The 25,699-nt window shown below is 38.2% G+C and carries 32 protein-coding genes, 1 riboswitch and 1 other annotated feature; of the genes, 7 read left to right on the forward strand and 25 right to left on the reverse strand.

Going from position 1 to position 25,699, the window contains the following annotated elements:
- Positions 1 to 148: 148 nt before the first annotated feature.
- The 5 genes from JI665_RS23925 to JI665_RS23945 form a co-directional block, all read right to left on the reverse strand.
- The gene (locus tag JI665_RS23925) at positions 149 to 1,411 is read right to left on the reverse strand and encodes a cation:dicarboxylate symporter family transporter (protein WP_206844967.1); all 1,263 of its coding nucleotides are present in this window, start codon (positions 1,409 to 1,411) and stop codon (positions 149 to 151) included.
- Positions 1,412 to 1,537: 126 nt separating this feature from the next.
- Positions 1,538 to 1,688: riboswitch (cyclic di-AMP (ydaO/yuaA leader) on the reverse strand.
- Between the two features lie 314 nt (positions 1,689 to 2,002).
- Positions 2,003 to 2,590, reverse strand: a complete 588-nt coding sequence (locus JI665_RS23930) for a dienelactone hydrolase family protein (protein ID WP_206844969.1) — start codon at positions 2,588 to 2,590, stop codon at positions 2,003 to 2,005.
- A gap of 178 nt (positions 2,591 to 2,768) precedes the next feature.
- Positions 2,769 to 3,740 (reverse strand): NAD(P)H-dependent flavin oxidoreductase, encoded by a 972-nt coding sequence (locus tag JI665_RS23935; protein ID WP_206844971.1) that lies wholly within the window; start codon positions 3,738 to 3,740, stop codon positions 2,769 to 2,771.
- A 169-nt stretch (positions 3,741 to 3,909) separates the two neighbouring features.
- Positions 3,910 to 4,125 carry a hypothetical protein gene (locus JI665_RS23940; RefSeq protein ID WP_206844972.1) on the reverse strand — a complete coding sequence of 72 codons (216 nt, stop codon included), beginning with the start codon at positions 4,123 to 4,125 and terminating at the stop codon, positions 3,910 to 3,912.
- 319 nt (positions 4,126 to 4,444) lie between these two features.
- Positions 4,445 to 5,044 carry a hypothetical protein gene (locus JI665_RS23945; protein WP_206844973.1) on the reverse strand — a complete coding sequence of 200 codons (600 nt, stop codon included), beginning with the start codon at positions 5,042 to 5,044 and terminating at the stop codon, positions 4,445 to 4,447.
- A 262-nt stretch (positions 5,045 to 5,306) separates the two neighbouring features.
- Here JI665_RS23945 and JI665_RS23950 point away from each other — a divergent pair, with 262 nt between their 5' ends.
- Complete coding sequence (locus JI665_RS23950) at positions 5,307 to 5,840, forward strand: GNAT family N-acetyltransferase (RefSeq protein WP_206844974.1); 534 nt, start codon at positions 5,307 to 5,309, stop codon at positions 5,838 to 5,840.
- Positions 5,841 to 5,925: 85 nt separating this feature from the next.
- Here JI665_RS23950 and JI665_RS23955 read toward each other — a convergent pair whose 3' ends face one another.
- The 7 genes from JI665_RS23955 to JI665_RS23985 form a co-directional block, all read right to left on the reverse strand.
- Positions 5,926 to 6,348, reverse strand: a complete 423-nt coding sequence (locus JI665_RS23955; protein ID WP_206844976.1) for a VOC family protein — start codon at positions 6,346 to 6,348, stop codon at positions 5,926 to 5,928.
- 95 nt (positions 6,349 to 6,443) lie between these two features.
- Positions 6,444 to 7,463 carry a hypothetical protein gene (locus tag JI665_RS23960; protein ID WP_206844978.1) on the reverse strand — a complete coding sequence of 340 codons (1,020 nt, stop codon included), beginning with the start codon at positions 7,461 to 7,463 and terminating at the stop codon, positions 6,444 to 6,446.
- The gene (locus JI665_RS23965; RefSeq protein ID WP_206844980.1) at positions 7,447 to 8,001 is read right to left on the reverse strand and encodes a sigma-70 family RNA polymerase sigma factor; all 555 of its coding nucleotides are present in this window, start codon (positions 7,999 to 8,001) and stop codon (positions 7,447 to 7,449) included. The genes JI665_RS23960 and JI665_RS23965 overlap by 17 nt, the downstream gene beginning before the upstream one ends.
- Positions 8,002 to 8,255: 254 nt before the next feature.
- Positions 8,256 to 8,489 carry a hypothetical protein gene (locus JI665_RS23970; protein WP_206844983.1) on the reverse strand — a complete coding sequence of 78 codons (234 nt, stop codon included), beginning with the start codon at positions 8,487 to 8,489 and terminating at the stop codon, positions 8,256 to 8,258.
- A gap of 77 nt (positions 8,490 to 8,566) precedes the next feature.
- Positions 8,567 to 8,857, reverse strand: a complete 291-nt coding sequence (locus JI665_RS23975; RefSeq protein WP_206845245.1) for a hypothetical protein — start codon at positions 8,855 to 8,857, stop codon at positions 8,567 to 8,569.
- A 169-nt stretch (positions 8,858 to 9,026) separates the two neighbouring features.
- The gene (locus JI665_RS23980; RefSeq protein WP_206844985.1) at positions 9,027 to 9,899 is read right to left on the reverse strand and encodes a PhzF family phenazine biosynthesis protein; all 873 of its coding nucleotides are present in this window, start codon (positions 9,897 to 9,899) and stop codon (positions 9,027 to 9,029) included.
- Between the two features lie 121 nt (positions 9,900 to 10,020).
- Entirely contained in the window at positions 10,021 to 10,677 is a 657-nt protein-coding gene (locus tag JI665_RS23985) for a lysozyme inhibitor LprI family protein (RefSeq protein WP_206844986.1), read from the reverse strand.
- Positions 10,678 to 11,114: 437 nt separating this feature from the next.
- Between JI665_RS23985 and JI665_RS23990 the strand changes: the two genes are divergently transcribed.
- On the forward strand, positions 11,115 to 11,324 hold the full coding sequence (locus JI665_RS23990; protein ID WP_206844988.1) for a hypothetical protein: 210 nt from the start codon (positions 11,115 to 11,117) through the stop codon (positions 11,322 to 11,324).
- A 63-nt stretch (positions 11,325 to 11,387) separates the two neighbouring features.
- Here JI665_RS23990 and JI665_RS23995 read toward each other — a convergent pair whose 3' ends face one another.
- From JI665_RS23995 to proS, 3 genes are all read right to left on the reverse strand, one after another.
- Positions 11,388 to 11,903, reverse strand: coding sequence for a GrpB family protein (locus JI665_RS23995; protein WP_206844989.1), 516 nt, complete (start codon positions 11,901 to 11,903; stop codon positions 11,388 to 11,390).
- Between the two features lie 484 nt (positions 11,904 to 12,387).
- Positions 12,388 to 12,945: a cysteine hydrolase family protein gene (locus JI665_RS24000; RefSeq protein ID WP_206844991.1), complete on the reverse strand. Its 558-nt coding sequence runs from the start codon at positions 12,943 to 12,945 to the stop codon at positions 12,388 to 12,390.
- A gap of 303 nt (positions 12,946 to 13,248) precedes the next feature.
- Positions 13,249 to 14,685, reverse strand: a complete 1,437-nt coding sequence (gene proS, locus JI665_RS24005) for a proline--tRNA ligase (protein ID WP_206844993.1) — start codon at positions 14,683 to 14,685, stop codon at positions 13,249 to 13,251.
- A gap of 55 nt (positions 14,686 to 14,740) precedes the next feature.
- Positions 14,741 to 14,955, reverse strand: a binding site (T-box leader).
- A gap of 212 nt (positions 14,956 to 15,167) precedes the next feature.
- Between proS and JI665_RS24010 the strand changes: the two genes are divergently transcribed.
- Positions 15,168 to 15,584: a DUF1284 domain-containing protein gene (locus JI665_RS24010; RefSeq protein WP_206844995.1), complete on the forward strand. Its 417-nt coding sequence runs from the start codon at positions 15,168 to 15,170 to the stop codon at positions 15,582 to 15,584.
- A gap of 153 nt (positions 15,585 to 15,737) precedes the next feature.
- A complete protein-coding gene (locus JI665_RS24015; protein ID WP_312886300.1) occupies positions 15,738 to 16,196 on the forward strand; it encodes a DUF3291 domain-containing protein in 459 nt (152 codons plus the stop codon).
- 143 nt (positions 16,197 to 16,339) lie between these two features.
- Here the strand turns inward: JI665_RS24015 and JI665_RS24020 are convergent, their stop codons facing one another.
- The 7 genes from JI665_RS24020 to JI665_RS24050 form a co-directional block, all read right to left on the reverse strand.
- The gene (locus tag JI665_RS24020; RefSeq protein ID WP_206845001.1) at positions 16,340 to 16,798 is read right to left on the reverse strand and encodes a DUF523 domain-containing protein; all 459 of its coding nucleotides are present in this window, start codon (positions 16,796 to 16,798) and stop codon (positions 16,340 to 16,342) included.
- 181 nt (positions 16,799 to 16,979) lie between these two features.
- A complete protein-coding gene (locus JI665_RS24025; RefSeq protein ID WP_206845003.1) occupies positions 16,980 to 17,177 on the reverse strand; it encodes a hypothetical protein in 198 nt (65 codons plus the stop codon).
- Between the two features lie 180 nt (positions 17,178 to 17,357).
- Positions 17,358 to 18,323 (reverse strand): DUF4822 domain-containing protein, encoded by a 966-nt coding sequence (locus tag JI665_RS24030; protein WP_206845006.1) that lies wholly within the window; start codon positions 18,321 to 18,323, stop codon positions 17,358 to 17,360.
- Positions 18,324 to 18,372: 49 nt separating this feature from the next.
- On the reverse strand, positions 18,373 to 19,080 hold the full coding sequence (locus JI665_RS24035) for an ankyrin repeat domain-containing protein (protein WP_206845231.1): 708 nt from the start codon (positions 19,078 to 19,080) through the stop codon (positions 18,373 to 18,375).
- 193 nt (positions 19,081 to 19,273) lie between these two features.
- Positions 19,274 to 19,960, reverse strand: coding sequence for a response regulator transcription factor (locus JI665_RS24040; RefSeq protein ID WP_206845008.1), 687 nt, complete (start codon positions 19,958 to 19,960; stop codon positions 19,274 to 19,276).
- Positions 19,957 to 21,405, reverse strand: coding sequence for a sensor histidine kinase (locus JI665_RS24045; RefSeq protein ID WP_206845009.1), 1,449 nt, complete (start codon positions 21,403 to 21,405; stop codon positions 19,957 to 19,959). The genes JI665_RS24040 and JI665_RS24045 overlap by 4 nt, the downstream gene beginning before the upstream one ends.
- A 189-nt stretch (positions 21,406 to 21,594) precedes the next feature.
- Entirely contained in the window at positions 21,595 to 22,209 is a 615-nt protein-coding gene (locus JI665_RS24050; RefSeq protein ID WP_206845010.1) for a flavin reductase family protein, read from the reverse strand.
- A gap of 93 nt (positions 22,210 to 22,302) precedes the next feature.
- Between JI665_RS24050 and JI665_RS24055 the strand changes: the two genes are divergently transcribed.
- Entirely contained in the window at positions 22,303 to 22,995 is a 693-nt protein-coding gene (locus tag JI665_RS24055) for an ArsR/SmtB family transcription factor (protein ID WP_206845011.1), read from the forward strand.
- A gap of 57 nt (positions 22,996 to 23,052) precedes the next feature.
- On the opposite strand, the gene JI665_RS29045 is transcribed toward JI665_RS24055, so the two are convergent.
- Complete coding sequence (locus tag JI665_RS29045; RefSeq protein WP_280516126.1) at positions 23,053 to 23,178, reverse strand: hypothetical protein; 126 nt, start codon at positions 23,176 to 23,178, stop codon at positions 23,053 to 23,055.
- A 308-nt stretch (positions 23,179 to 23,486) separates the two neighbouring features.
- Here JI665_RS29045 and JI665_RS24060 point away from each other — a divergent pair, with 308 nt between their 5' ends.
- Together JI665_RS24060 and JI665_RS24065 are read left to right on the forward strand one after the other, a co-directional pair.
- On the forward strand, positions 23,487 to 24,593 hold the full coding sequence (locus JI665_RS24060) for a cache domain-containing protein (RefSeq protein WP_206845012.1): 1,107 nt from the start codon (positions 23,487 to 23,489) through the stop codon (positions 24,591 to 24,593).
- A 35-nt stretch (positions 24,594 to 24,628) separates the two neighbouring features.
- Complete coding sequence (locus JI665_RS24065) at positions 24,629 to 25,018, forward strand: GGDEF domain-containing protein (RefSeq protein WP_312886301.1); 390 nt, start codon at positions 24,629 to 24,631, stop codon at positions 25,016 to 25,018.
- Between the two features lie 62 nt (positions 25,019 to 25,080).
- Here the strand turns inward: JI665_RS24065 and JI665_RS24070 are convergent, their stop codons facing one another.
- Entirely contained in the window at positions 25,081 to 25,479 is a 399-nt protein-coding gene (locus tag JI665_RS24070) for a cytidine deaminase (protein WP_206845013.1), read from the reverse strand.
- Between the two features lie 2 nt (positions 25,480 to 25,481).
- Complete coding sequence (locus JI665_RS24075; RefSeq protein ID WP_206845015.1) at positions 25,482 to 25,664, reverse strand: hypothetical protein; 183 nt, start codon at positions 25,662 to 25,664, stop codon at positions 25,482 to 25,484.
- Positions 25,665 to 25,699 lie beyond the last annotated feature (35 nt).

Genomic DNA, 25,699 nt, shown 5'->3' on the forward strand with positions numbered 1-25,699 from the left:
CTTTACATAAACCACCTTCGGACTCATTCTCGTCGGTTTCCCGCTTTTCTGTCCGAACCTGCTCCACCTTTCCATCTTTATGGAATGCCACAAAAAACAAAAAAAACACTAACAAATACGTTGCCATTTGTTAGTGTTTTCCAATCTATTATGAAGCTTGCTGCTCAAATCTTTCTTCTGCTGGAGGGTTAAATTGACCTTCCCACTTTGCAATAACAATCGCCGCAAGTGAATTCCCCACCACGTTAACGGCTGTTCGGCCCATATCAAGGATACGGTCGATGCCGGCAATAAAGGCAAGGCCTTCTGCAGGCAATCCAATTGTGCTGAATGTAGCCAGCAGCACGACAAAGGATACGCCTGGCACGCCCGCCATTCCTTTTGATGTAACCATCAGTACTAACATTAATGTGATTTGCTGCCCTATGCTTAATTCTATGCCAAACATTTGTGCAATAAATAAAGAGGCAATGGCCTGATATAAAACCGATCCATCCAGGTTAAAAGAGTAGCCTGTTGGAATTACGAATGAAGCAATATGTTTCGGGCTTCCCGCCTTCTCCATTTTGTCCATAATTCTTGGAAGCACTGTTTCAGAACTTGCAGTTGAAAAGGCCAAAATTAATTCTTCTTTAATCATCTTCAGTAATTTAAAGATGCTGAACCCGACAACTTTGGCCATAACTCCTAACACAACAAGAACAAAGAAAATCATGGATCCATATACAGTAAGCGCCAGCTTGCCCAATGGAATCAGTGAGGCAAAGCCATACTTGGAGATCGTTACACCAATTAAGGCAAATACCCCGATTGGTGCATACTTCATAAATAGGTTTGTCACATAGAACATCGCCTTGGCAGTACCTTCGAAGAATCTCAATACCGGCTTTCCCTTATCCCCAATTGCTGCAATTCCAAGGCCAAATACAACGGCAAAGAAGATGATCGCCAGCATATCGCCTTCCACCATCGCCTGTACCGGGTTTGTTGGGACTATATGCAAAAAGGTATCCGCTATCGACTTGCCCTCTTGCTCTTCATTGGTTTCAACATAGCTTGAAATATCGCTTTGCTGCAGGCTGTCCATATTCAGGCCGGCACCAGGCTGAATCACATTACCTGCAATGAGGCCAACCACAATGGCAACCATGGTCATGCCGATAAAATAAGCCAATGATTTCCCGCCAAGCTTACCAACGGACTTTATGTCTCCAACACCCGCAATGGCAACAATTATTGTTGATAGTACAATGGGAACAACAATCATTTTAATTAAGCGGATAAAAAGATCGCCAAACGGCTGAAGGACACTTTGCGCCGCTTCACTTCCATAGAAAATACCGCCAACAGCGATCCCTAAAATAAGGCCGATAAAAATTTGAGTGGCTAAACTTAATTTAACTTTTTTCATCAATTACCCTACCTTCTTGTTTAGTTTTATACGTGCTGCGCAGGCAAGGGAAACAAAGATGATCCTGATAAAAAAGAAAATCGACAAAAATGCGGATTTTGTCAATTCACACTATTTCATATTCTCTTATGTTTCCTTAAACGCTGACGAGGTTAGCTTTCGGGTTAGGACTGTGGAAACAGTAAGCCCTTCCATCGATAGGATTCACCCCAAGCGGAAACTCCGCTGTAAATATTGGGTCCCCCGTTCTTAAAATAAGATTAAGCATAGATCACTAGATCATTATATTATTTCAAGATAATTTTTGTAAATAGTTAAGTATTACCGGAAGTAAACTAAATGGTCACTTTAAAACACTAAAAAAAGCTGAAATCAATGAACTTTCAGCTCTTTCACTTTGTATAATAATCAACCTTTGTACAAGCAAAACAAAAAAAGTATTTGGCTCCGCCTGCGCCAAATACAATGATAGCCACTCATGCTATCCCCGCTATATCTAAATTAGCAGCTTTGTATTAAGAATATTGAACGAGCCTGTAAACCTTTTATTAAAATTCCCCTAGATAACACTCACCTTTAGCTTTATAATACTCAATCAACATGCAATAAAAAATCCATCGTTTTGCTAAATGCTTCTTGGTCTGACTTTGCATCATATCTAGAGGAATAAGGATCACTGAATCCATGTTTTCCTGTAAATTTATGTACTTCAATTTTCTTTTTTTCTAAAGCTAATAGTAACTCGTCAACATTAAAAGACTGCTCATCTTGCGGAAAGAATAGCATTACAGGACACTGTGGTGTTAACTCTAAATAATCCCTAACCCTTGAACCGTAGTATCCAACTATTCCATCCACACAATCTTCTTCACTGCAAAGCCAGGCAACAGTTGCACCTATACTAAATCCAATGATATATATTTTTTCGTATTCATCTTTAACATCTAATAATAAATCTTTAATTTTTCGGGCAGCGCTGGAGAATCCTACATGTTCCATAAAATGACGATAAGCGGCTTCCTCTTGAGTATATTCAAAAGGTCTCTCTCGCTCTGATAAATTTGGGCAAATCAAATCAAAACCCTGCTTTAATAGTAATTCGCAAAAACTCTTTATATGCTGATTAATTCCATAGATTTCGTGGATTACGAGGATTAAAGAATTACTCTGATTTTTCATGATTGTGTCCCTTATTCTCCATATTTGTTCTCCTATTCATCGATCCATTCTTTACACTTATTCCATTCAAAAGATATTCTATATTTTATGATTTATTCCTTCATCATCTAAACACCCCTTTAAATTAAAAAAGCCGCCTATTTGGCAGCCAGACTTGAAGCAATTCACCATTATGAAATTATACACAAGCTTCATATTCCGTTCTAAGGTTATTGATGATCGTCTGAACAGGCAGGATTTCGTTAATTTCATGGACTCTTGCCCCTGCAAATACGAGACCATTCTCACAGTCCCCATCCATGGAAGTTATCAAGGAATCCATGGTGCAAAAGCGATAAGAGCAGTTTTTCAGGCAATCGATGCATTTCTTTATTTTCACCTTTTTATTGTCAGATATCTGCTCTGTAAAGTTGTTCTTAATGGCACGGCCTTCCAGTCCTACGGTGGTCTGCACCATGACGATATCTTCCTGTTTGGCATGGACATACTTTTCTTTAAAGGATAATGGTGCATCACATTCGTGACTTGCGACAAATCTTGTTCCCATCTGAACACCGGAAGCACCGATATGAATGGCATGAGCGATATCTCTTCCTGTCATGATACCTCCAGCAGCAATGACAGGAATCTTAACGGCTTCCACGACTTCCTGTAAAATATCGAACAGCGGTCTTTCAGTCCCTAAATGCCCTCCCGCTTCATTGCCCTCTACCACAACAGCAGAAGCACCAAGCCGTTCTGACATTTTTGCCAGCCTTGCAGATGAAACAATCGAGATGACCGGTGTGCCAGATTCTTTGCCCCAGATGTACATATCTCGTGATATCCCAGCACCTGAAATAATGAAATCAGCCTTTTCCTCAATCGCCGCTTTCATTTTTTCAGCAAAATCATTCATGGCAAAAAGAACATTCACCCCAATATAGCCCTCACCCTTGAGAGATGCCTTAGCCTTTCTAATATGTAATCTTAAATCTTCGATGCTGATTCCTGTTCCGGAAATAGTTCCAATCCCTCCGGCATTCGCAACAGCTGACGACAGGCCACTTAAAGAAATACCTACGCCCATACCACCCTGCATGATTGGAAATTTAGGCTTCATATGACCAATTCTTAATTGTGGAAATCTCAAAAGAATACCCCATTTCATCGTCGAATTAATTCTTCTCCATTATTGTGCGAATGGGGTTAATTGAATAGTGATAAATATAATACCTGATACTATAATCAGGTGATAATTTAGCGATTGTCACAGAATGTTCAAGAAAGAACAAAGATGATGGTCCAATTTTTATTATCCTATGTCCGATATATCAAAATCAGCACAACTCATCTTTTTCTTCTTCAGTAATTATACTAAAAGAAATATTGAGTTTATCCCATACCCAAGCATGAAAGATTTCGTCTATTTCTTTTTCCAAGGCATTATCATCCCGACTCTCGTCAAGACCCAATTTTTCAAAAGTGAATGTCTCAGTCGCCTTAGCCCCCTCATACCGGGCACTGCTAAATGAGAAAGTAACTGTTCTGCCCATGGTGTATCCCCCTTTATTAAATCAGGAAGTATTCATTTGATCAGTACTTACTCGCATGAAAATCTTTTACCTGCGTTTTTGAAATATAAAATGCAATAGGTAAGCTAAGCCTATAAAAGTTATCGTGAAGAAAAATACTTTAATTATGGAAAGCTGCTCTATTAGAGGGGTGTGCGTTGAACGATCCGATGAAAAAATAGTCCACCAGCTTGGTTCGGGAAATAGAAAAGATTCTATAACCCAGGTGCAAAAGAATAATAAGACTAGAAACCAATAGAATTTCATAAGTTCTCCCTCTTACACAGTTAATACAAAAACTTCAATTCAAAATCCTTACACCATTAGGATCCACTAATGGTTTCGTTGAGAAACCCTTTAAATCAGCTTCCCTGATTGTAACTGTCCCACCAATTACCGACTTGATTGAGCTGACAGGCTTTCCAAACAAAACAGAAAGATCATCTTCTAACCCCTTTTTCTTTGTTTCTAATCTTAATTCTTCTATTTTTATGTTATCAGTCATCGAATCTACTATATCTTTTTTTGTTTGAAGTTCTATCCTAAAAGAATAAGGGGTTGTAATAAACGTTCTTCGTTCCCCCCTATCAACAGTCCAATTCATATTATCTGCATTTAGGCATATAAGCTCTTGTTCCATTTCAGATACCAAAAAGCCTATATGGTCAAATATAATCTTCTTCCCATATCCAAAAGTGATATTTATGCTCCCTTTTCTTGCTTCAATTATACGAAAAAGAATATTCTTCTTCCGGAAATCATCCCATACTAAGGGAGGATCAAATTTTTGGAAGTCCCCCTGGTATTTTCCGATACGCTGATATATCCTAAAGCCATTATTCACGTAAAACTTTTCTGTTTCTTCCACATGCGGAGTCCAAAAATGATAATGAAAAAGCACTGAAATCACCTCTCTTATAAAGCTCATTACCTACATATTCAATATAAAATTCAATATCTCCTTTAAGGCGTTTTTACGAGTGCTGATACCGTTGACCATTGCCCGATAACTTAATAAAATGAAAACATCCCAAATTGGAGGTTTTTGTTTGTTGAACTTATGTTTAGAGCTGGAGGAGTAACACTTTCTACATGGCTGCCTGCATGAGAAAGTGCCATTTATATCGAACTTTATAAATCACTTAAAGAACAGGAGACTATAAATGGATATTTTAATTCGGCAAGAACTCCCTGCAGACTATCATTCCACTGAAGAAATGATTAAGGAAGCTTTTTTAAATGAAGAATACAGCGACAAAACAGAACATCTCCTTGTTAAAAGAATCAGAAATTCGGACGCATTTATTCCGGAGCTTTCTTTAGTAGCGTTAACTCAGGCTAAGGAGGTTGTGGGTCATATACTTCTATCAAAAATTACAATAGCTGATTGTGAGAAGGCTGCAGATTCTCTGGCACTTGCCCCCGTTTCTGTTGCTCCCGGTTATCAGGGAAAAGGCATCGGCAGTCAATTAATTCGAGCTGCACTTAACAAGGCTAAAGCGTCCGGATATCAATCTATAATCGTTCTGGGCCATAAGGATTACTATCCAAAGTTCGGCTTTAAGCCAGCCAGCCTTTGGAATATCCATGCCCCGTTTGAAGTACCTGACGAAGTGTTCATGGCTCTGGAATTGACAGAGAATGCTCTTAAAAATGCTACAGGGGTAGTCCATTATTCAAAAGCTTTTTCAGAATAAGAGGGCTGGATGAAAAAAAGAGCTGACGATCGACAAGTTTGATCTTCAGCTCTTGTACCTAATTTGATAAAGACATTCTATGGACTTATTCTGTAAGTTCCCAGGCAGGATTCCAAACCACTTCCCACAGGTGTCCATCTGGATCTTGGAAGTACCCAGAATATCCACCCCAAAAGGTGTCGTGAGCTTGAACCGTAATAACCGCACCCGCATTTTCAGCCTGTTCCATTACCGTATTTACCTCTTCTTTACTCCCAACATTATGCCCAATCGTAAATTCAGTTGGGCTTTTTCCTGTCTGGTTTATGCTTGTGTCATGAGCGATATCTTTACGGTTCCAAATTGCCAGTTTTAATCCTGATTGCAGATCAAAAAACGCAACAGCACCATGCTCGAATTCTCTTCCTACTATGCCCTGTGTCGGGAGCCCAAGACCATTCTGATAGAAATGTAAGGACCTTTCCAAATCATCTACACCTAAAGTGATAACTGATATCCGCGGTTTCATAAAAGACCTCCAATAAATTAAAACTTTCAACTGAACTGTTAATTCAATTGCTATTAAGATCAAGCAGCTTCTGAAGTGTAAAATTAGAAGCATAATCATTCATCTATATCATAAATCAATTGATCAAATAACCCCCCATCCACATAAAGCAAAATGGCCCATTCCCCCTTTTTAGGAAATTTAACAGACGATGGTGTATGTGCATCTGCCCCGTTGTTTGGACCATAAGCACGAATGGTCCATCCCATTCCATTTAATACTTTATGGACAGTTTGCGATTCTTTATGAAAACCAACTATCGTCAGATCTGCATCTTCTACTCCCCAAAGATGCCACATCCACTTTTGGCCGTTTAAACTTGGCATGTCAGCGCCAATTACACCGGACTTGTTTTCATTTCCGATAATGCCCCTGTCACCGAACTCCACAGCTTTTCTCTCCCAATCAATATTGTCAAAATCGCTTACTTGAACAAAATCTGGTATGTCCTTTGGCAAAGTAATAGCGGCGTCTTTTGCTTTTTCAGCCACACTGACAACAACATCCCCATAGGCTTTGCCATCCAGATACACTTCATACTTCCACAGGCCCTCATAAGGAAGTGTGAATGTAGTCGTGAACCTCTGCAAGCTTGGGTATCCAGGAGAAGGTTCTGTTACTTCTTGATGAGGCAAAACTTGTATTCTCTCACCTGTTTCTTTATGAAGGGCAGAAATAGAAATTTCTTTTCCTTTATAAGTGTCAAAAGGCTCTGCGAAACTAAAAATATTGCCATAAGGTGTTCCCGCCTTCAGATTAGGATCGGGTAGTATGCTAAATTTTATATTTTGATTCACCTTATATTCATGCCGTATTTTCCATTCATTATTCGTGCCGCCATTTATCTTTTCTGGATTTTGCCTGACCAAAATTTCAGTTGAAACGATGAATGCCAGGAGACAGATGGCAAAAGTGGAAATAGCGAATATAACGAATTTATTGGGTCTGTTTGGCTTCACTCTTCTATCTGTATGGACCGCTTTTCTAATATTCATTTTTTGAAATTCCGTAAAGTGGTCACCTTTGTGAGTCGTCGAGTCCATCGCCCTCCGCAGCTGCTTAAGCTTGCTCTCCATTATATCCCCACCTCTCCATCATATTTTTCAGTTTCAGCCTGCCTCTGCTCAGTCTGGTTTTGATCGTATTGTGGTTCACGCCTAATATTCCTTGGATCTCTTCAATCGAACATTCTTCATAGTAATAAAGCGTAACGGCTTCCCGGTACTTCACAGGCAATGACAATACACACAAGGAAAGAAATTCTTTCTCGCTGCGCTTTAGCAGATCCTTTTCCGGCGACAATTCTTTTGAAGAAAATAGAGTAAACAGGCTTGAATTCATTACTACTTTTCGAAACGCGTAACTCTTCAAGACATCCTTTGATTTATTAATAGCCAACCGATAAATCCATGATTTAAAGGAGATCACTTCACCGAGTTTGTCATAATTTTTGTAGCACGCTATAAATACATCCTGAACAATATCTTCCGCCAGCTTCCAGTCCTTCACATAGTTATAAGCCAGCTTTGTGAGCCGTTCACCATACTCATCCATAATAAACTCCAGCCAAGCATCACGATCTTCAAATGGGCCTTCATCCCTGACCTTTCTCACACACTCCCCACCCCATTTTCACTTTAATGCTAAGACGAATGAGTTAGATATAGGTTTCATTTTTCTATAAATTTTTTAGAATAAAGGCACTTACCCTTTTGCGGATAAGTGCCGGTTCCGCTTCTGTCTGTTTTTCATAAAAGATCTGATCAACAAAATCAGCATCAAAAAGACAGGTTCGCCATAATATTATCAGGATTTTCTTTAGCAGTTTTGTTCAAAAAAAAGCCGCCTGGATTGGCAGCCTGCGTATGTTATTCATTTTTCTTTATTGAAAACAAATAAGCAATTGCAATGAGAACTGCAATGACAGAAGTGATTACAGAATATCGAAAAATAGTAAAAAAGAACTCAGGATAAGGTGTTATAACACTTGAAGTCATACCACCGGCATCAGTTGTGCTTTCTATCCGCTTCATAAAGGCCACCAATAAGAAAAAGGAGACAATAAATGAATATATCCCTGTTTTCACTATGAATTTCTCCATAAATTCACCCCTAAACTTTCAATGACTTACTTGTTCACCTACAGGTACCTGGAGCAACGAACAATTAGTTCATAAAATTACTGAAATCCTCCTGTGTCTTTATTATCTCCCATCATATAATTTGAACTTTCTCCTGGTTTTGCGTTAGGATTTGTTGGGACGGGAGGGTTATTATTGTTTTTCTTGCGTCTCCAATCAATAAATAAAGCAAATAGTATAATTCCAACAATAAAAATCAATAGCCACCACATAGGTTCAATCCCCCTGGTTAAAAAGGCTTTATTGATAAAACGATTCCGATAGTTAGATGCTTCAACTCCACACATCCTTTTACTTAAATATACGGTTGAAACTTTAAATAGTTTCAATTTTTACTTTATTCCGCCTTTTGTGCTGAAGGTTTCATATTCAGTGAAAAAATTATCAAACCTATGTAACAAGCCCACTTCGACTCCCTCTGAAAAAAACTTGATCCACAATTGATGTTTATGTGAACAACACCTTACCAAGGATGGTTCAACAATGAGGAATTATCTATTAAGCAACTATATTATTTTCTCCGCCAATACATATCTGTCCCCTTAAAAGAGTTACACATTCCCCTATCAGTTCAACAGTGTCCTCTACCACTCCTAATTTTATTTCACCCCCACGCTCTGAATCCTGATAAGCGGTAAAATCTGCTTTGTTAAGAAGCTTACTCCAATAAGAGGCTAATGCACAGTGTGCTGAACCAGTAACAAAGTCTTCTTTAATTCCAATCTTGGGAGCGAAGTATCTTGAAACAAAATCATACTTCCCCAATCCCCGGCTGGTAATTATGATTCCCAGGCCATTTAGCTCCTTTATTAATTCATAATCTGGTTCGACATTATGAATTATATTTTCATTCTCAAATTCAATAATATAACGATCCTCTGCCCAGGCAGCAGCTTTGATAGGGAAATTAAAAACCTGTTGAAGTTTAACACTTACATCGATTGGACAGGATTCTTTTATCTTCAATCTCATCATAATCTGATGCCCTGACAATTCAGTTTTAAGAATGCCTGATTTAGTATGAAAATTGATTGCTGTTTCCCTTACAATACCCTCACTCCACAAAACATGGGCAGCCCCCAATGTTCCATGTCCGCATAAATCTATTTCTTGAGTGGGGGTAAACCATCTAAGCTGGTATGCATTATTATTTGTTAACGAAATAAAAGCTGTAATTGGCTGTTTAATTTCTTTTGCAAATGACTTCATCCACCCTTCAGATTTGTCTGCTGTCAGTAAAACAACAGATGCGGGATTGCCCTTAAACTCTTCATTTGTAAAAGCATTAATCAAGTAATATTTAGTGATCTCTTTACATTCCAACCTTATACCCCTTCTCTGAGTTAAATCCAGTAATCCATAAAATTTCACTACATTACACTGCACCGTCTGTCGAAGAAGAAAAAGAGCTGCCATTCCCAATTGGATCTACAGCTCTTTCACTCATTATTTTAGTTCAAATTGAAGAATCAACAAACTCGTCAGTGTTGACTTACTTCATATACTTTGCAACTAACAAATAACACCTCTCTCTTGTAAGACTTGCTTGTGTAGCTACATATTCCAATGGCTCCATCGATCCGCCTTTGTATTTTAGAGAAGACTTTTTCGCAGTTTCATCTCTTTGTTGGATCCAGTTCCGCTGATCTTCTCTTAGTTGGTCCATCTGTCCTTTATCAAGCTGCTCTTCTAACAGACCATAAATTTTGTTTAATTCCTCATCCCAAGTTCTATATCTTTCCGCCTCTTGTTCCACCAATTCTGCCGTGGTTGTCTTGGCTTCTGCGTATTTGTCCGCTTCTTCCATTTTGTTTAGTTTCTTGAGATATTCATCTTTATTATTTTCAAGATTTTTACTTTGATCATTGCCTGACTCAGCTGACTCTCCATCATTTGAGACTGCGGATAAATTGTCTGTATCTTCTTGTTCACTGAGCTGTGTGGTATCACTGCTACCAGAAGAGTTTTTTGCTTCCTTCCCCTCTGAATCTGCAGAATCCTTATCCATTGAGCCGCCATCTTTATCTTGAGCGGAGCTGTTGCTAGCTGGCTGGCTGCTCGACTCTTCAAATGAGTCTGCACAAGCAGTCAGTACACCTGACAATGCTACTGTTAGCAATACTGCCAAAAACTTCTTGTTTTTTTGCATTTTCAAACTTCCTTTTAATATTTATGAACGAAATTTATACTTTTCAATTTTTGAATATAACCTTCAGTATCATCAAACATTCAAAAATTATTTTTTCTGCGCTCACTCCTTCCAACTTAATCTTACCATGTTCCAGATAGAAAATTATCCCAAAACCCCTGTTTTTCAGCGAAGAAAAAAGAGCTCCTCCTGGGAACTCCTTTCTATATGGAATTAATATAATCCTTAATCACTTTACGATCTGGCGGCTTCCAACTACCTTTCTAAACTCCATTACATACCCCATAGTGTTCTCCTAAATATAAGACTTTCTAATTTTATTCGGTATTTTAAAGATAAATCCTTCCAAAGAAAATTTATGGAATTATATGTTAATATATAGATATATAATATTTAACTAACAGGCAGTTATTGAGCTTAATCGAAAGGAGGATTTTATGAGCACCCAAAATAAACACACCGCAAATGCAATAGGACTTTCATTGTTAATAACTATATTTGCCTTTTTCAATATGGATAATCCATTACCTTATACAGCAATATATATACTCTTCGTATCTGTTGCTTCTTTCATAAGCATTTATTTGATTTCAATGATTACTGCAAAAGCATACCAAAAGTTTGTTAAGCACATTGGCTGTGATTAAAAATCCTTTTAACCTAATGGCATATTTGTGAAGAAATGAGAGCATATTGCTATTCCTCTACATTTAATTTTCTTCTTCCGCAAACCAAGCAAGTGCCTTCTGCTCCATTTCCTTCACAAATGTATTTTTTGCTTGGCTATATTCACTCGTGTCATCAAACCTTTTTACTAATTCTTCCTTAAATTTAGTGTACCTTGCTGCTTCAGCAGGATGGGACCGCAGATAATTCCTAAATACAAGGTGCCGTTCTATTTGGGGGTTATCGAATTGATAGAAATGCAAATGATGAGATCGGTTTTCTCCGCCTTTTCGAAATAATCTTCTGCCTGTAATTCCCCATTCACCAGCAGCCTCATATCCCAGGTTTTTCATTTTTTCATTAATTTCATCTATCTTCTTGATGTCTTTCACAATACACATCATATCGATTACAGGCTTTGCCTTCATCCCCCGGACCGAAGTGCTGCCAAAATGTTCACATTTTATAATGTCATCTTCAAAGATAGTTTTTAGAAATTGAGCCTCTTTTTGAAACATGTGTGCCCAATTGTCGCTAAATTTAGTAAGCCGGATCTTCATTTGGATACCTCCCTTATGAAACTTCCATTAGGTAATCTATCCCCAATTAGTTATTGCCCCAAATCTTTTCAACCACACCAATCCCTGCCAATCAAACTCCATCCTGCATTAACTAAAATTAATTGATTAACTTCAAACCTATTTTATGTAAATCATCCTCTGTATTTGTTGCTTCCTGGCAGTTTTTTTAATTCATTCCAGGCTTTAATGGATTCTTCTCGATTACTGCCTTTGTTTATTGCGTCCGCAAAGTAATCTCTGGTGAACTGAACTGATTATATTCAAATTGAGAGACTAGTTGATTCTTATACGACGGATCCTTGTTTCTTTTTTCCTGTACAGCATCACGATATGTTTTTCCGGAATTTTCTTTAAAATAATGTTTTTAAAAAAACGACCTATCATGAATATGTATCTTTCACAAATAAAATATCCCAATTTCTTAGAGGAAATTGGGAATCTAATGCTATACTATAATTTCAATTTACCTATATGAATCATGTATAGGATGAAACAAGTCTTCCCCAGCATTTCTGACAACTGAAAAATGTTCCACATTGTAATGGCCATGAAGAGTATCATTATGATGCTTGATAATTTGTTCTGCACTTAAGGCATCGCTGTCCGTTGTTGAATGTCCATTACCTACTAATGTGACATCAAACCCACTAATAGTTGCGGTTCTAACTGCACTGTCTATACAGTGCTGGGTTTTACACCCCATTATAACAACATGCTTCACCTTTTGAGATTTTAGGTGATCCAGCAGTCCTGTTCCATGAAAAGAATTCGTTGCAGCTTTATCAAAAAACTTTGTCTCCTCAGGCACATTAATTTCTTCGTGAACCTGAAACCCCTTACCTTTCCCTTCAGCAACATCTATATCCCTAACAAATACAACTGGAACACTGCATTGCTTTGCTTTTTCAATCACTAAATTGATATTCCCAATAAGCTGCTCTTTATTAAAAACTTTACTTTCTTCCAGATTCCCATCAATTAACTCTTGTTGGGCATCAATAATTAATAAGGTTTGATTCAAATGATTTTCCCCTTTCAATACCTTTAAAATTATTTTAGTCCTGTTCCTCTTAGTATTTTCACGCCAATATATTTGACTGTCATAATATCTGCCTCCTAAATTAAAACATTGTCCAAGAACGTTATCTAAATTTTTAGACATTTTAGATTTTAACATACTAATCAGTTTAATAAAATATGTTAACGTTACTTTTTTAAATGCTTTACTGTGAAACCTGGACGTTCATAAAAAAAGGCCGCCTGAGTGAGGCGGACCTTAAAATAATTGACCCTGAAAGATCACGTTATATTTCACATTCTCAGTTTAATACGCTCGCGCAAACCAAACCGTATGCTTCGCTTCTTTACCACAATGGATGCATGTGTGCTTAGTTGCCGGAGGGTTGAACGGTATGTTCCTTGTTGTGAATTTTGTTTTTTCTTTTACACTTTCTTCACAGGCGTCTTCTCCGCACCAGCCAGCTAAAATCCAGCCAGGAATGGTGTCATTTAATTCGGATTCTGCTATGTGCTTTTCTAACTGTTCCATTGTATCGATATGTGTGTGCGAATTCTCCGAGCGGAATGCTTTTGCTTTTTCGAATAGACGATTCTGCATGGTTTCAAGCTCTTTTTTAATGCTGTCTACAATGGATTCTAATGGTACGGAAACTTTCTCGTCTAGATCACGTGCATTCATCAAGCCATGATTTTGGTCTAAATCACGCGGGCCAAGTTCAATTCGCACAGGTACGCCTTTTAGTTCCCACTCATTAAATTTATAGCCTGGTGATTGATCTGAATCATCAAGACGGACACGAATTCCTTCTGCCTTTAGTGCGGCAAAGATTTCGTCCAGCTTCTCCATAATGGCAGGGTTCTTTTTCCATGGCCCGACTGGAATCAGCACAACTTGAGTCGGTGCTATTTTTGGAGGCAGCACAAGACCTTGCTCATCTCCATGAACCATGATGACGGAGCCAATTAACCGTGTAGACGTACCCCAGGATGTAGTATGGACATAGGTATGTTTATTTTCTTTATTCAAATATTTGATATCGAAAGCTTCCGCAAATTTTGTACCTAAGTAGTGTGAGGTACCTGCCTGCACAGCTTTTCCATCTTTCATCATCGCTTCAATGGAAAAAGTATCAATCGCACCGGCAAAGCGTTCTGATGGTGTCTTTTGTCCATCATAAACCGGAATCGCTAGTAATCCTTCTACAACTTCTTTATAAATGGCCAGCATTTGCATGGTTTCCTTACGCGCATCTTCTTCATCCACATGAGCCGTATGGCCTTCCTGCCATAAAAATTCAGAAGTGCGGATAAATGGAAGAGTTTTCTTCTCCCAGCGGAATACATTTGCCCATTGATTGATTAATAATGGCAAATCCCGATAACTCTTAATCCAATCTGAATACAAATGTCCGATCATGGTTTCAGAAGTTGGACGCAGTGCCAGACGTTCCTCCAGTTTCTCTCCGGCAGCTTCTGTTACCCAAGGAAGTTCTGGTGAGAACCCTTCAATGTGATCCTTCTCCTTTTGAAAAAAGGCTTCTGGAATTAACATAGGGAAATATGCATTGCGGTGACCGGTTTCTTTGAACCGCTTATCCATTTCTGCCTGAATATGTTCCCATATTTCATATCCATCCGGCTTAAAGGCAATACAGCCGCGAACTGGGGTGTAATCAAATAATTCAGCTTTTTGAATTGTATCAAGATACCATTTTGTAAAGTGGTTTGGTTTTTGAGACATCTTCTCTTCCTCCTGAAAAGTGATTTAAAAAATAAAAAAAGCATAAAGAGTCCATCAAAAGGACGTCTTTACGCTAATTGACGTGGTACCACCTTAGTTCGACTTTAATCACAATATAAAGTCCTCTGTACGTTTGTAACGAAACGACCCGGTTAGCTTTACTAACATCTCCGTGGCAGGGTTCAATAAGGAGAGGTGATATAGCTTTCAGCCCAGGCTATATTTTCTGTTTCACAATCCTTATTTACTTGATCACATCATTGATTCCATATATATAAGTTAATATATCAACTTGTCAAAGGCAATTCAATATTTACAGGAGTTTATTTTCCATTTTAAACAGCCTGCCCCGAAAGGCTGTAAACCAGGTTAGCTAAAAAGACCCTCAGCTGACCAATTTTAAATGTTATGATAAACAAGTATGTTAACTATATTTATATTTAGTTAACATACAAACATAATAGTTAAATTGGGGTGATTTTATGTATAAGCTTCGGGGCCATCATCTTTTTTGCCTACTGGGATATCGGGGAATGGGCTATTCCCAGGAATACGTGGAAAATATGACACGTTTGCATCAAGCCTTGAGAGACAATCCCAGGACATGGGTACAGCTTGTAAAAGGGCCAGATCAGCTGTGTGAAAAGTATCCCAACTCAGGTGAATACCACTGTGAACACGACGATATTTACGCAAGAGATGCCATTATTTTAGAAAAACTGGGACTTAAAACTGGGCAAATCCTGTATTGGAAGGACATTGAGTCGAGCATCCAAAAGTATGCACTTCCCTCAGATATACAAACTGTTTGCGAAACGTGTTCCTGGCGTTCATATGGCGTTTGTGAGGAAGGTATTCAGGATATTCTTTCAGGGAAAGGATTAAGGGAAGTAAAATAACCTTCCCATTTTAAATGCCCATTCTTAAACTTGCTTGAGAACTGTATATCTGGCAACAGCCATTAAATTATTATCCCGTCTCCCAGGTATTGGTCCAGTCCTTATAGAATATATGTAGGTAAAAAAGATAATGGAGGAATTAACTTGGCATTTGTGGCTATTTTGACGGTTGGACGGCTGAAGCATTCAGAAGAACACCCTGCCTCCAGGGAGTTTTTTGAAGCGGGAAATGAAGTCATGCGAGAGGCTGCTAAAACCGGGCACCTCATAAAAGAATTCTCACCAAATAGAGCGAAGTTCCCTGAAGAAACGATTAAAGGAGAGGGTACCCCCATTCTCACCTTAACAGTATGGAAAAACCTTCAGTCTTTATATCAGTTTACTTATTCTGGCCTTCATAGGCAGGCATTGCTGGACAGGAATAAGTGGTTTGGGCCTCTTCCAGAGAGACAGCCAAACTATGTGGTTTGGTGGACAGATATGTTATCGGATGTATCCTGGAAGGAAGCTTTCAAAAGATATGATTTTTATATCCAGCATGGGCCTGCTTCTTTCGCATTTGACTTTAAGCATGCATTTGATGAACTTGGCAAGCCGGTCTTGGTTAAATAACTAGGCCAAATCTTTTGCTCAGCATAACCTGCTTCAGCCGTTTAGACTCTGCCTGCATTTTAGCAAAGCATGAGAATGGTTCAGGCTTTCAACTTAAACATTAAAGACAGCAATATAGTAATCGGAACTAACCAGGAGCTCCGTCATCCAAGTAAATCAGCCAAACATTCTTCTGATACTACGTTAATGCCATTCCTTTTAAGCAAGGCCGACGTAACTCCATCTCCAGGTATTTTGTTGCCCTTAAACTCGCCGTTATAAATCATGGAACTTCCACAGGAGGGGCTATACTCTTTTAGCACCACTGTGGTAACTTGCAGTTCTTGGGCTTTTCTTAGCGTCATATAGGCTCCTTTTATGTACAAATCCGTAACATCTCTGCCTGATTTTTCAATTACCTTAGCTTTGCCATCAAGAACATCTGCTCCATCACCATCTATTATTTCAGCAGGTTCTCTTGGTGTTGAAAAACCTCCAAGCACCTCAGGACAAACAGTGATTGCCTGCTTCTGGTCCAGCATTTGACGGATCTTTTGATTTAAGCAATGAGTGCCGTTATATCTCACTTCCAACCCTGCTAAACAAGAACTGACTAATATCATTCATGACACCTCAATCTAATAGTTATTCTTCCAATTAAAAGAATCCATGATTATCTAACCGATCGGACTTTATTGCATTGATTGTCTTATTAACTATATACACATAGCAACTCTCCTCAGCATACTCCCCAAAAAATGATACTTTTCTTCAATATATTTGTATAGTCATAAAGACAGGGAATTACCGGTTCTTAAACAAATCTATTAAATAGAGAAGCTGTGATATTATAAACGATAGCAGTAATACAACTATTGTTCCAAATATATAAACCGCTTCTTCTGCCGGGTTGCCTCCACCCATGAATACTGAACCAAATATAAAAAAGAGTAAGACACTTACGATTGCAAATAAGAAAAAAATACTAATATACTTTGACATAGCATCCCCCATTAAATCTATTTATATCTATCTTTAATTTCATTCGTTTCTTCTTTAGTATTTCCTTCTTTCATTGCATTGGTATGCTTTTTTTTAAACATACTATTGATTTCCAATAAGAAAAGTTTATGTTTAAAGTAAACAAAAAGGAACGGAAAATCCATTCCTTTTTGATGTTTATTATTTAGTGAATTTCGGTTTAAAATCACCCTTATAAGGTTCATGTTCAACAAACACCGTTATATCTTTGCCATCTTTGTCTTTACCCGTTCTTTTATACGTAAATTTATTCTTATTTAGTTCGGTAAGTTCAAGCGCTGCACCATACTTATTAGCTCCAATTGAAACATGGGCTCTTATTTTATTTTCGTTAACAATATCGAAGTAGCCAAAATCACCGCGGCTTTTTCCTGTTTCAAGATTGAAAAATTCATATTTATTTTTTTTGTCATCAAATTTTGCCAGACTTATAAACATCGTATTATACTTTGTTACATCATTGCCGTCTTCATCTAATACCTTTGTCCCGTTCCAGAGGGTGCTGCCTAGAATCTTATCTCCATCTGTGTCATTAACTATATCCCCCGTAACAGCGTCCAGCTGCTTGTCCGGATCAGTAAAAGAAAGCCCATTTCCTTTATATGGAACATGTTCAACAAATACCTCTACGTCGTTGCCATTAGCGTCTTTTCCTATTCTTTTATAAGTGAAAATATCTTTATATAGTTTTGTCATTTCGACAACAGCTTGATAATTCATTGATTCTGAAATTAATATTCTCTTCTTCCCATCATTGGTTAAAAAGAAAGTTCCCTTATCGCCGCGGCTTTCGCCTGTCTTCGCATCGAAAAATTCATATCTTCCTGATTTCACATCATATTTCGCAAGACCAATGAAGTTTGCATTCTCTTTTGTTAAGTCGTTCTTATTTTTGTCATACACTCTTGTACCTTGCCAATTTGTGCTGCTGAGAATGTTAGCCATTTCCTGTCCCTTGGTTAATTGATTCTTTTTAGTCTCTTTAACCGCTTGTTCCTGCTTCTGCTTACTATGATTTTCCTGGGCGTTTGCACCAGCGCTGCACCCCGTTGCTACTAATATAAATCCAAGAAGGATTGATGTTATTGCTTTTGCCTTTTTGTTCATTTTTATGACACCTCATTCTCATTTTTAGTGGATCTTAATAATTACAGGCCTATTTTGCTCCTGCTGTTAACAAAATACGTTCAATCTCTTTAAATCCTTTCTCACGTGCATGCTGCAGAGGAGTTACATTATTTCCATCCGGAATATTCACATCCGCCCCGCCATCGATTAGCAATAGCACAGTTTGCTGCTGTATTACATTTCCATCATTCAAAATAATTGCTTCCAATAAAGCTGTCCAGCCGAGATCATTTACATGATTTACATCAATATCTGTCTTGGACAGAAGCTCCTTGATGGCATCTATATGGCCATGTTCGGAAGCAGGAATCAATGCAGTTCCACCATAACGGTTCACTATCGCCGGATCAGCACCTGCTTCGATCGTAAGCTTTAGAATCTCAACATACCCTTCTGCACCGGCATATAAGAAAGGGTTGTTTTTCATGTTATCCTGAATGTTGACGTCCGCCCCCGCTTTAATCAGGACTTTAGCGGTTTCGACATCATTATTGTAAGCTGCAATCATTGCAGCAGTTCGTCCGTCTGAGTCCTTCTTATTTAGACCAGCACCTTCCTCAATCAATCTCTTTATTGTTTCTGTTTCTCTGCGCTCTGCAGCTTGAAGCAATAATTCACTCATATCCATATCTTCCCTTACCTCTATTTCCTGTGTTTTTGTATCTGCATTATTATCCGAGACACAGCCTTGAAGGAGGATCAAGCCTCCAATCACTATTGTTAGCCACCCCCGCATCTGCTTCACCTGCCTATCTTCTTTAAATAAAATGACTCTGATTAGTTACTGCCTCTATTATGTTAGTACCAAAATATAAACTCCCTCTAAATAAATTCTTAAAGAAAGATAAACTTAATCTGAAATTTTCTTCATATTTATAAAAAAATAACCGCCACCTTTGTGACGGGTCTAAATAAATACATAAAATAAATTAAACATTGAATCGATAACCTGCTCCCCAAACGGTTTCCAAGAATTCCGGCTGTGCAGGGTCTCCTTCTATTTTCCCTCGTATTTTTCTGATATGAACGGTGACTGTTGAAACATCTGCAGCTGACTCCAGCCCCCAAATCTTTTCATAAAGCTGTTCTTTGCTCAATACTTGATTTGGATGCATGACAAGAAATACTAATAAATCAAATTCCTTTGTTGTAAACGGAGTTTCTTCTCCGTCAATATAAACTTTGCGCGCTGACTTATCAATTGATATTCCATGAACGAAAATCGTATTTGTTTGAGTTTGCTTTCCAGCTAAACGCTCATATCGCTCAAGATGTGCTTTCACCCTGGCTACCAGCTCACTCGGACTAAAAGGCTTGGTAATATAATCGTCCGCCCCTAAACCTAGACCCCGAATTTTATCGATATCCTCCTTTTTAGCTGACACAAACAAGATAGGAATGTTTTTAACTGCGCGTATCTGTTTACATATTTCAAACCCATTTACTCCTGGAAGCATGATGTCTAAAATAATTAAATCATAGTGCTCTTGAAGAGCCTGCTGGAGTCCTTCATCACCAGAATGTTGAATATCGACACGAAACTTATTTATTTCTAAATAATCTCTTTGCAATTCTGCAATACTAACGTCATCTTCAATAAGCAATATTTTTTTCATATTTTTTCACCTTTCTTTAGGGAAAAGAATATACTTGTACCTTTACATATCTCGCTTGAAGCCCAGATTTCCCCTCTATGCTCCAAAATTATTCGTTTCGCGATCGCAAGTCCTAAGCCGCTTCCGCCTGTCTCGGAACTTCTTGATTGTTCAGCACGGTAAAAACGTTCAAAAATATTTGGCAAGGCAGAAGGTTCTATTCCTTGCCCATTATCTTCTACTTTAACAATTACATCGCCTAATCGTTCATGAAGAGAAATAGAAATCTTCTTCCTGTCTTTGTTCATATATTTAACACAATTGCTTATTAAGTTGGCCAATACTCGTTTCAATTTCTCTCTATCCGCTTTCACGCAGATTGGTTTATTCAAAAGATGAAGCTCCATATGGATTCCTTGCTGAAGTAAATCCAAATAAAGTTCTTCTGCATAGTCTTTCATATATTTATCCAGTTCGATAGTCTCAAAGTGGAATGGTTCTTTTTTTAAATCCAGCTTGGAAAATAGGAACAGCTCATCAATTAATGAATCCATGTCCATTGCTTTTAAGTACACAGTCGACAAATACTTTTCCATCTTCTGAGGGGTATTGGCTACACCATCTTTAATCCCCTCTACATATCCAATAATCGAAGTGATAGGTGTCTTCAAATCATGAGAAATATTGGTCAGAAGCTCTTTTCGATTTTCTTCGTACCGAAGCTGGAGGCTTATCGATTCTTTTAGCTTTATTCTCATTTCCTCAAACGCCCTGTTTAACTGTCCGATTTCATCATTTGAAGTCGCCTTGATTTCAAAATTTAAATCTCCTGATTTAATTCTTTCGGCACCTTCTTTAAGAAATGAGATAGGTTTAATAATGCTTCGTGAAACTAAATAATTCAATATACCAATAATCATAATAAACAGGAACAGTAAAAGTCCGGATAAAATAGGGAACAATTCTCGAATGAGTTCAGCAGAGGAACTGGCCTTTCTTAATACGAAAACACTTCCTTCCCTCTTATCCGGAAAATAAAAATCAAACTTCACATACGTAAATAAATAGTCGTTGAGTTTAATGGTGTCTCGCGTGTTAATGTTTGTTTCTTCAAACCCCGGAAGAGATTTAACCAATGCCTGCTTGTTAAGAGCAGGGGAAGCGTACTCGACTTTGGTACCCTTTCTAACAACTATCCCGATATCCTCCTGCTCAATCTTTTTGAGCTCCTTTTCATTAAGGAGCTGGTTCGGATTATTCTTAGCAAAAAGCTTTAAATCGAGAAACACACTTTCTTCAACTGTTGTTAAAGGTTTTTGTATATACGATTTTTTATAAAGATGCTCTATAGATCTTACATCACCTGTTATGGCAAAAATAATTAAAAAACCTGCTGCCAATAATAAAGTGATTGAAAAAAGAATCACTCCAATATAAGACAGCAGAAACCTCATTTTAATGGACATCTGTTTCACTCACTCTGTTATAAAAATTTTCATCAGATCATACCTTATTCTTAGCATTCAAGATAGTTTTATAAACCTATTATCCAGATTAAGAAATTAAAAGAACTATATCACATAAATCTTAAAACTTTCTAAAATATGTATGAAATATTTCTAAACAGTTAGCAAAAGTGATTAATTTCCATAGAACTATGCCCGAAATGTTTTCCCAAGATGTTCGCCCAGTCCATAGTAGTGCCTGAAATTATAAATGAGGGGACTCCATTCATGAGGGTTCACATGATGATCATCCTTAAGGATGGATGTATGCGCATGGACCTTTAATGCCGTTACTTCCACAATGGCAAAGTGAGAGTCATGTTCCGGAACTCGAATGTGCTCCACCCTGCTCTCGATCTGAAGTGGACATTCCAGGATTCTAAAGGGCTTTACAATTTCTGCTTCCTTCTTCGTAAGGGAGGCTGCTGAGAATTTATCTTTTTCAAAACGGAATGAATTGATCCTTTTATATTCCGGTAATGGGTTCTTGCCTGTCAGCGGGGCTAAAGCTTCTACATTCTCCCAAAGGCCAGGATGAGGAACGTTTACAACACATTCAGGATGACTGCGAAGGTTATCCAATGCTTTTCCCCCTTCCCCGATTCCAAGGACAATGCATTCCCCTAATGCCCATGACGAGGATAAGGGGCTGATGTTGGATGTCCCATCTTCATTAAGTGTTGTTAACAATATCACTGGAGTTCCATAATATAAGATTTTAGGCTGAATCGACTTGGTGATTATTTGGTTTTCTTCCTTTTTCATTGCAGTTTCCTCCTGAACTTTTTTACGAATATCATTGTAAGGGGTAAATATTTCAATTATCATCGAAATATGGATTACATGGAGGAATAAGATATGAATATGAATTCAAATGTAGCAAAAGTCGCTTCTTTGGTCAGTGAACCAAGTCGGGCAGCCATACTAACCGCCTTATTGGATGGCCGGTATCACACTGTAAATGAACTGGCCCATATGGCCCGGATTAAACCGCAAACGGCCAGCTTTCATCTCAAAAAAATGCTGGATGCTCAAGTGGTTTCAGCAGAAAAACAGGGAAGGCACCGATATTATGGCATCATGAATCAAGAAGTTGCCCAAGTGATGGAATCCTTTCTATCTATTGCGCCTGCTGCAGAAATTAAATCTTTTAAACATGCCTCTGAAGATAAAGCGATCCGCTTTGCCAGGACGTGCTATGATCATCTCGCTGGAAATTTAGGTGTGCAGCTAACTGAATCGTTAAAAAGAAAAGGATTTATTACAGAAGAAGATGATACATTTAATATTACGGAAGATGGAAAAGCATTTTTTCACTCCATGCAAATAGACCTGACCTCATTGAAAAAGAAGCGCCGCTCTTTTTCCCATAAATGTCTGGACTGGAGCGAAAGACGCCATCATCTTGCAGGCGCACTGGGGAATGCCATCCTGGAGAAACTTCTGGAACGAAATTGGATACAGCGCATCCCTAAAACCCGCGCCATCAAAATAACCCCTCATGGAATGAAGGGACTTAAGGAAACATTTGCTATAGATATGGATAGATAAAATAAAATGGTTCCTACACTTTTAGATGTGGGAACCCCCGTTCTTAAACCCCTTTACTCAACCCAGCCACTGCTGATTGTATGCTGCGATTCCCAATATTGCCCCCACACCTGCACCAAATGCTAAACCCCAAATTGTCCACGTCGCTTTTTTATTCACTTGATTTTTATCCTTTTCTTCCATGTCATCACCTCCTCACACAAGAAGACCTTGCTCGTAAAATCACTGAATGGGCCCTCTTGCATAGTAAGCAGGTGTTATACTACATGCTCTGATAAATTTATATTTAAATTCTCCTGCCGAAAATGATTTCTATAAATTATTGGAAAATCCTTCTTATTACTCCCGCTAGTTCTACAGAAAAGAGCTGCTTCCACAATCTCCACCCTGGAAATCCTGCTTATTGAATGTTGTGAGGCTCAAAAGTCATATGGTATATTCTATTAGGTTATTTGTACTATAAATAGCACTTTTTTTATTGGTGAAGAGATATGAAAAAACCTATTAGATTAAGCATCCAGTGGCTTATTTTGAGTTTACTGGCTTTTGCTATGCTCGGCACCTTAGCCGGAAGTATCATTTCAAGTGCAGTGGTAAGCAAGAACAACCTGGAGAAAAATTATTTAATAGAGAATCAATATTATGCTCAAAAACTGGCAGCTACAACGGATTCTTTATTTGGAAATATGATTAAAAATCTGACGATGGAAGCAAAAAATGAGGATTATTTGACTGCAGATTCCCATGCAATCCATGAGGAGTTAGAATTTATTTTGCAGTCGACTACCTTTTTTAATTCTATATTTTTTGTGGACAAAACTGGTCGTATTGCAGCATCTGCACCTGATATGGCTTTAGAGGGGACTAAACTGAACAGTGTCGGTGCAAATGAAGCTCTGGAAAAGAAAGTTCCTTTAATATCAAAGCCATATGTAGGTGTGACCGGAAAATTAATAATGCTTATTTCTGTCCCTGTTTTTGATGATAATGGATCATATGGGGGATTTCTTGCCGGAACTATCTATTTACATGAAGAAAACAGTCTGATCAAGGTTCTGGGGCAGCATCCCAAGCATGAAAACGATTCATATGTGTATGTGGTTGATTCTGAAGGAAATATTATATATCACCCGGATAAAAATAGAATTAACGATAATGTGAAAGAAAACAAAGTTGTACAGCAAGTTTTAGAAGGAAAGAACGGAAATCAGGAAGTCACGAATACCAAAGGTATATCCATGTTTGCCGGATATGCCTCTGCTACCTCAACAAGTAAATGGGGAATTATATCCCAGACTCCTAAAAAGTCTGTGATGAAGCCAGCCATGGAAATGGCCAAGCAAGTTACCCTGATAGCCATTCCATTTATGATGTTTGTTTTTGTCCTGACCCTGATCATGATGAAAAAAATAGTGAACCCCATCAGGAATTTAGCTTCTTACGCAAAGCAGGTTACCACAGAACCATCGAGCCCTGCGCCCTACATTCCCGGCTGGTATTATGAGTTAAAGGAATTGAAGCGTGCTATATTAGTAGCTGTTGATTTTTATCAGACAAAACTGACTGATCGGAGAGTGAATCGAATCTGGATCCGCTGACTGGCTTCTATAATCGCCGCTTTTTAGAAAAAAAGATTAATGATTTTGATATATACTCAATCATCTTATTTGATATTGACCATTTTAAAGCTGTAAACGACCAATTTGGGCATCAAGTTGGAGATGAAGTGTTGAAATTTCTGTCTGAATTGGTTAAGAAGGAAACGAGGGCAAGTGATTTGTGCTTCCGCATTGGCGGGGAAGAATTTTTAATTATCCTTCCCGAAACCGGTATTCACATTACCGAAATCGTTGCAGAACGGATAAGGAAAACAACTGAATGCACCACAAGCCCATCCGGAAACCCAATCACTGTATCGATGGGAATCGGCAGCTTTTCGGAATTAATGAACAGAACTGACCAAGCGTTATATAAGGCAAAGCACGAGGGAAGAAACAGAGTGGTTATTGCAGGTGAAGACTAGTTCCGAGAAAATAAGAGGGCAAGCTTTGATGAATATCTCTCAAAGCTTGCCCTCCATTTATTTTACATCTCTAAATCCGTAAATGCATACGGCAATAAATCCTTTAATGTCAATTCTAAGATTTCTTTTTTCTCATTCGTTAAGTAAACTGGCATATCCGGCATACAGAACTCGGCTAACACTTGTCTGCAGATGCTGCATGGCGGAAGAAAATCTGCCGTATCGCCCGCTACAGCAATAGCTTGAAAATCACCTTTTTTGTAACCGTTCGCAATTGCAGTGAAAATAGCTGTTCTCTCGGCACAATTCGTTGCACCTAACGAAACATTTTCCACATTCACTCCATTAATGACAGTGCCGTCTTTTAGCAATAATGCTGCTCCAACCGGAAATTTGGAATAGGGAGCATAGGCTTTCTCCTTCATACTGCGTGCACTTTCCATCAATTGCTCTTTATTCATAGTTACCCATCCTTTTCAAAGAAGAATGAACTTTTCACAGTCCCCTTAGGCCAATGTAAAATTGGCAGGATTTTTATCATATATTTTTTTGAAATGTTTGTCAATATCATGTTGAAAGCCTCTGCAAATATTATCAGACCTGCCCTGACAGCTTTTTCACCTAAAGTTAACCACCTTAATGACATAACCCGCTTCCCTATTTGATATGTTATAGAAATGG

It is taken from the genome of Bacillus sp. NTK034, assembly GCF_017303275.1.
Lineage (GTDB): Bacteria > Bacillota > Bacilli > Bacillales > Cytobacillaceae > Cytobacillus.

Coding starts and splice junctions, on each gene's coding strand:
- JI665_RS23925 (WP_206844967.1), bottom strand. CDS start 1,411: ATGAAAAAAGTTAAATTAAGTTTAGCCACTCAAATTTTTATCGGCCTT.
- JI665_RS23930 (WP_206844969.1), bottom strand. CDS start 2,590: ATGAAAAATCAGAGTAATTCTTTAATCCTCGTAATCCACGAAATCTAT.
- JI665_RS23935 (WP_206844971.1), bottom strand. CDS start 3,740: ATGAAATGGGGTATTCTTTTGAGATTTCCACAATTAAGAATTGGTCAT.
- JI665_RS23940 (WP_206844972.1), bottom strand. CDS start 4,125: ATGGGCAGAACAGTTACTTTCTCATTTAGCAGTGCCCGGTATGAGGGG.
- JI665_RS23950 (WP_206844974.1), top strand. CDS start 5,307: ATGGATATTTTAATTCGGCAAGAACTCCCTGCAGACTATCATTCCACT.
- JI665_RS23955 (WP_206844976.1), bottom strand. CDS start 6,348: ATGAAACCGCGGATATCAGTTATCACTTTAGGTGTAGATGATTTGGAA.
- JI665_RS23960 (WP_206844978.1), bottom strand. CDS start 7,463: ATGGAGAGCAAGCTTAAGCAGCTGCGGAGGGCGATGGACTCGACGACT.
- JI665_RS23970 (WP_206844983.1), bottom strand. CDS start 8,489: ATGGAGAAATTCATAGTGAAAACAGGGATATATTCATTTATTGTCTCC.
- JI665_RS23985 (WP_206844986.1), bottom strand. CDS start 10,677: ATGCAAAAAAACAAGAAGTTTTTGGCAGTATTGCTAACAGTAGCATTG.
- JI665_RS23990 (WP_206844988.1), top strand. CDS start 11,115: ATGAGCACCCAAAATAAACACACCGCAAATGCAATAGGACTTTCATTG.
- JI665_RS23995 (WP_206844989.1), bottom strand. CDS start 11,903: ATGAAGATCCGGCTTACTAAATTTAGCGACAATTGGGCACACATGTTT.
- proS (WP_206844993.1), bottom strand. CDS start 14,685: ATGTCTCAAAAACCAAACCACTTTACAAAATGGTATCTTGATACAATT.
- JI665_RS24010 (WP_206844995.1), top strand. CDS start 15,168: ATGTATAAGCTTCGGGGCCATCATCTTTTTTGCCTACTGGGATATCGG.
- JI665_RS24020 (WP_206845001.1), bottom strand. CDS start 16,798: ATGATATTAGTCAGTTCTTGTTTAGCAGGGTTGGAAGTGAGATATAAC.
- JI665_RS24025 (WP_206845003.1), bottom strand. CDS start 17,177: ATGTCAAAGTATATTAGTATTTTTTTCTTATTTGCAATCGTAAGTGTC.
- JI665_RS24030 (WP_206845006.1), bottom strand. CDS start 18,323: ATGAACAAAAAGGCAAAAGCAATAACATCAATCCTTCTTGGATTTATA.
- JI665_RS24035 (WP_206845231.1), bottom strand. CDS start 19,080: ATGCGGGGGTGGCTAACAATAGTGATTGGAGGCTTGATCCTCCTTCAA.
- JI665_RS24040 (WP_206845008.1), bottom strand. CDS start 19,960: ATGAAAAAAATATTGCTTATTGAAGATGACGTTAGTATTGCAGAATTG.
- JI665_RS24045 (WP_206845009.1), bottom strand. CDS start 21,405: ATGTCCATTAAAATGAGGTTTCTGCTGTCTTATATTGGAGTGATTCTT.
- JI665_RS24050 (WP_206845010.1), bottom strand. CDS start 22,209: ATGAAAAAGGAAGAAAACCAAATAATCACCAAGTCGATTCAGCCTAAA.
- JI665_RS24055 (WP_206845011.1), top strand. CDS start 22,303: ATGAATATGAATTCAAATGTAGCAAAAGTCGCTTCTTTGGTCAGTGAA.
- JI665_RS29045 (WP_280516126.1), bottom strand. CDS start 23,178: ATGGAAGAAAAGGATAAAAATCAAGTGAATAAAAAAGCGACGTGGACA.
- JI665_RS24060 (WP_206845012.1), top strand. CDS start 23,487: ATGAAAAAACCTATTAGATTAAGCATCCAGTGGCTTATTTTGAGTTTA.
- JI665_RS24070 (WP_206845013.1), bottom strand. CDS start 25,479: ATGAATAAAGAGCAATTGATGGAAAGTGCACGCAGTATGAAGGAGAAA.
- JI665_RS24075 (WP_206845015.1), bottom strand. CDS start 25,664: ATGTCATTAAGGTGGTTAACTTTAGGTGAAAAAGCTGTCAGGGCAGGT.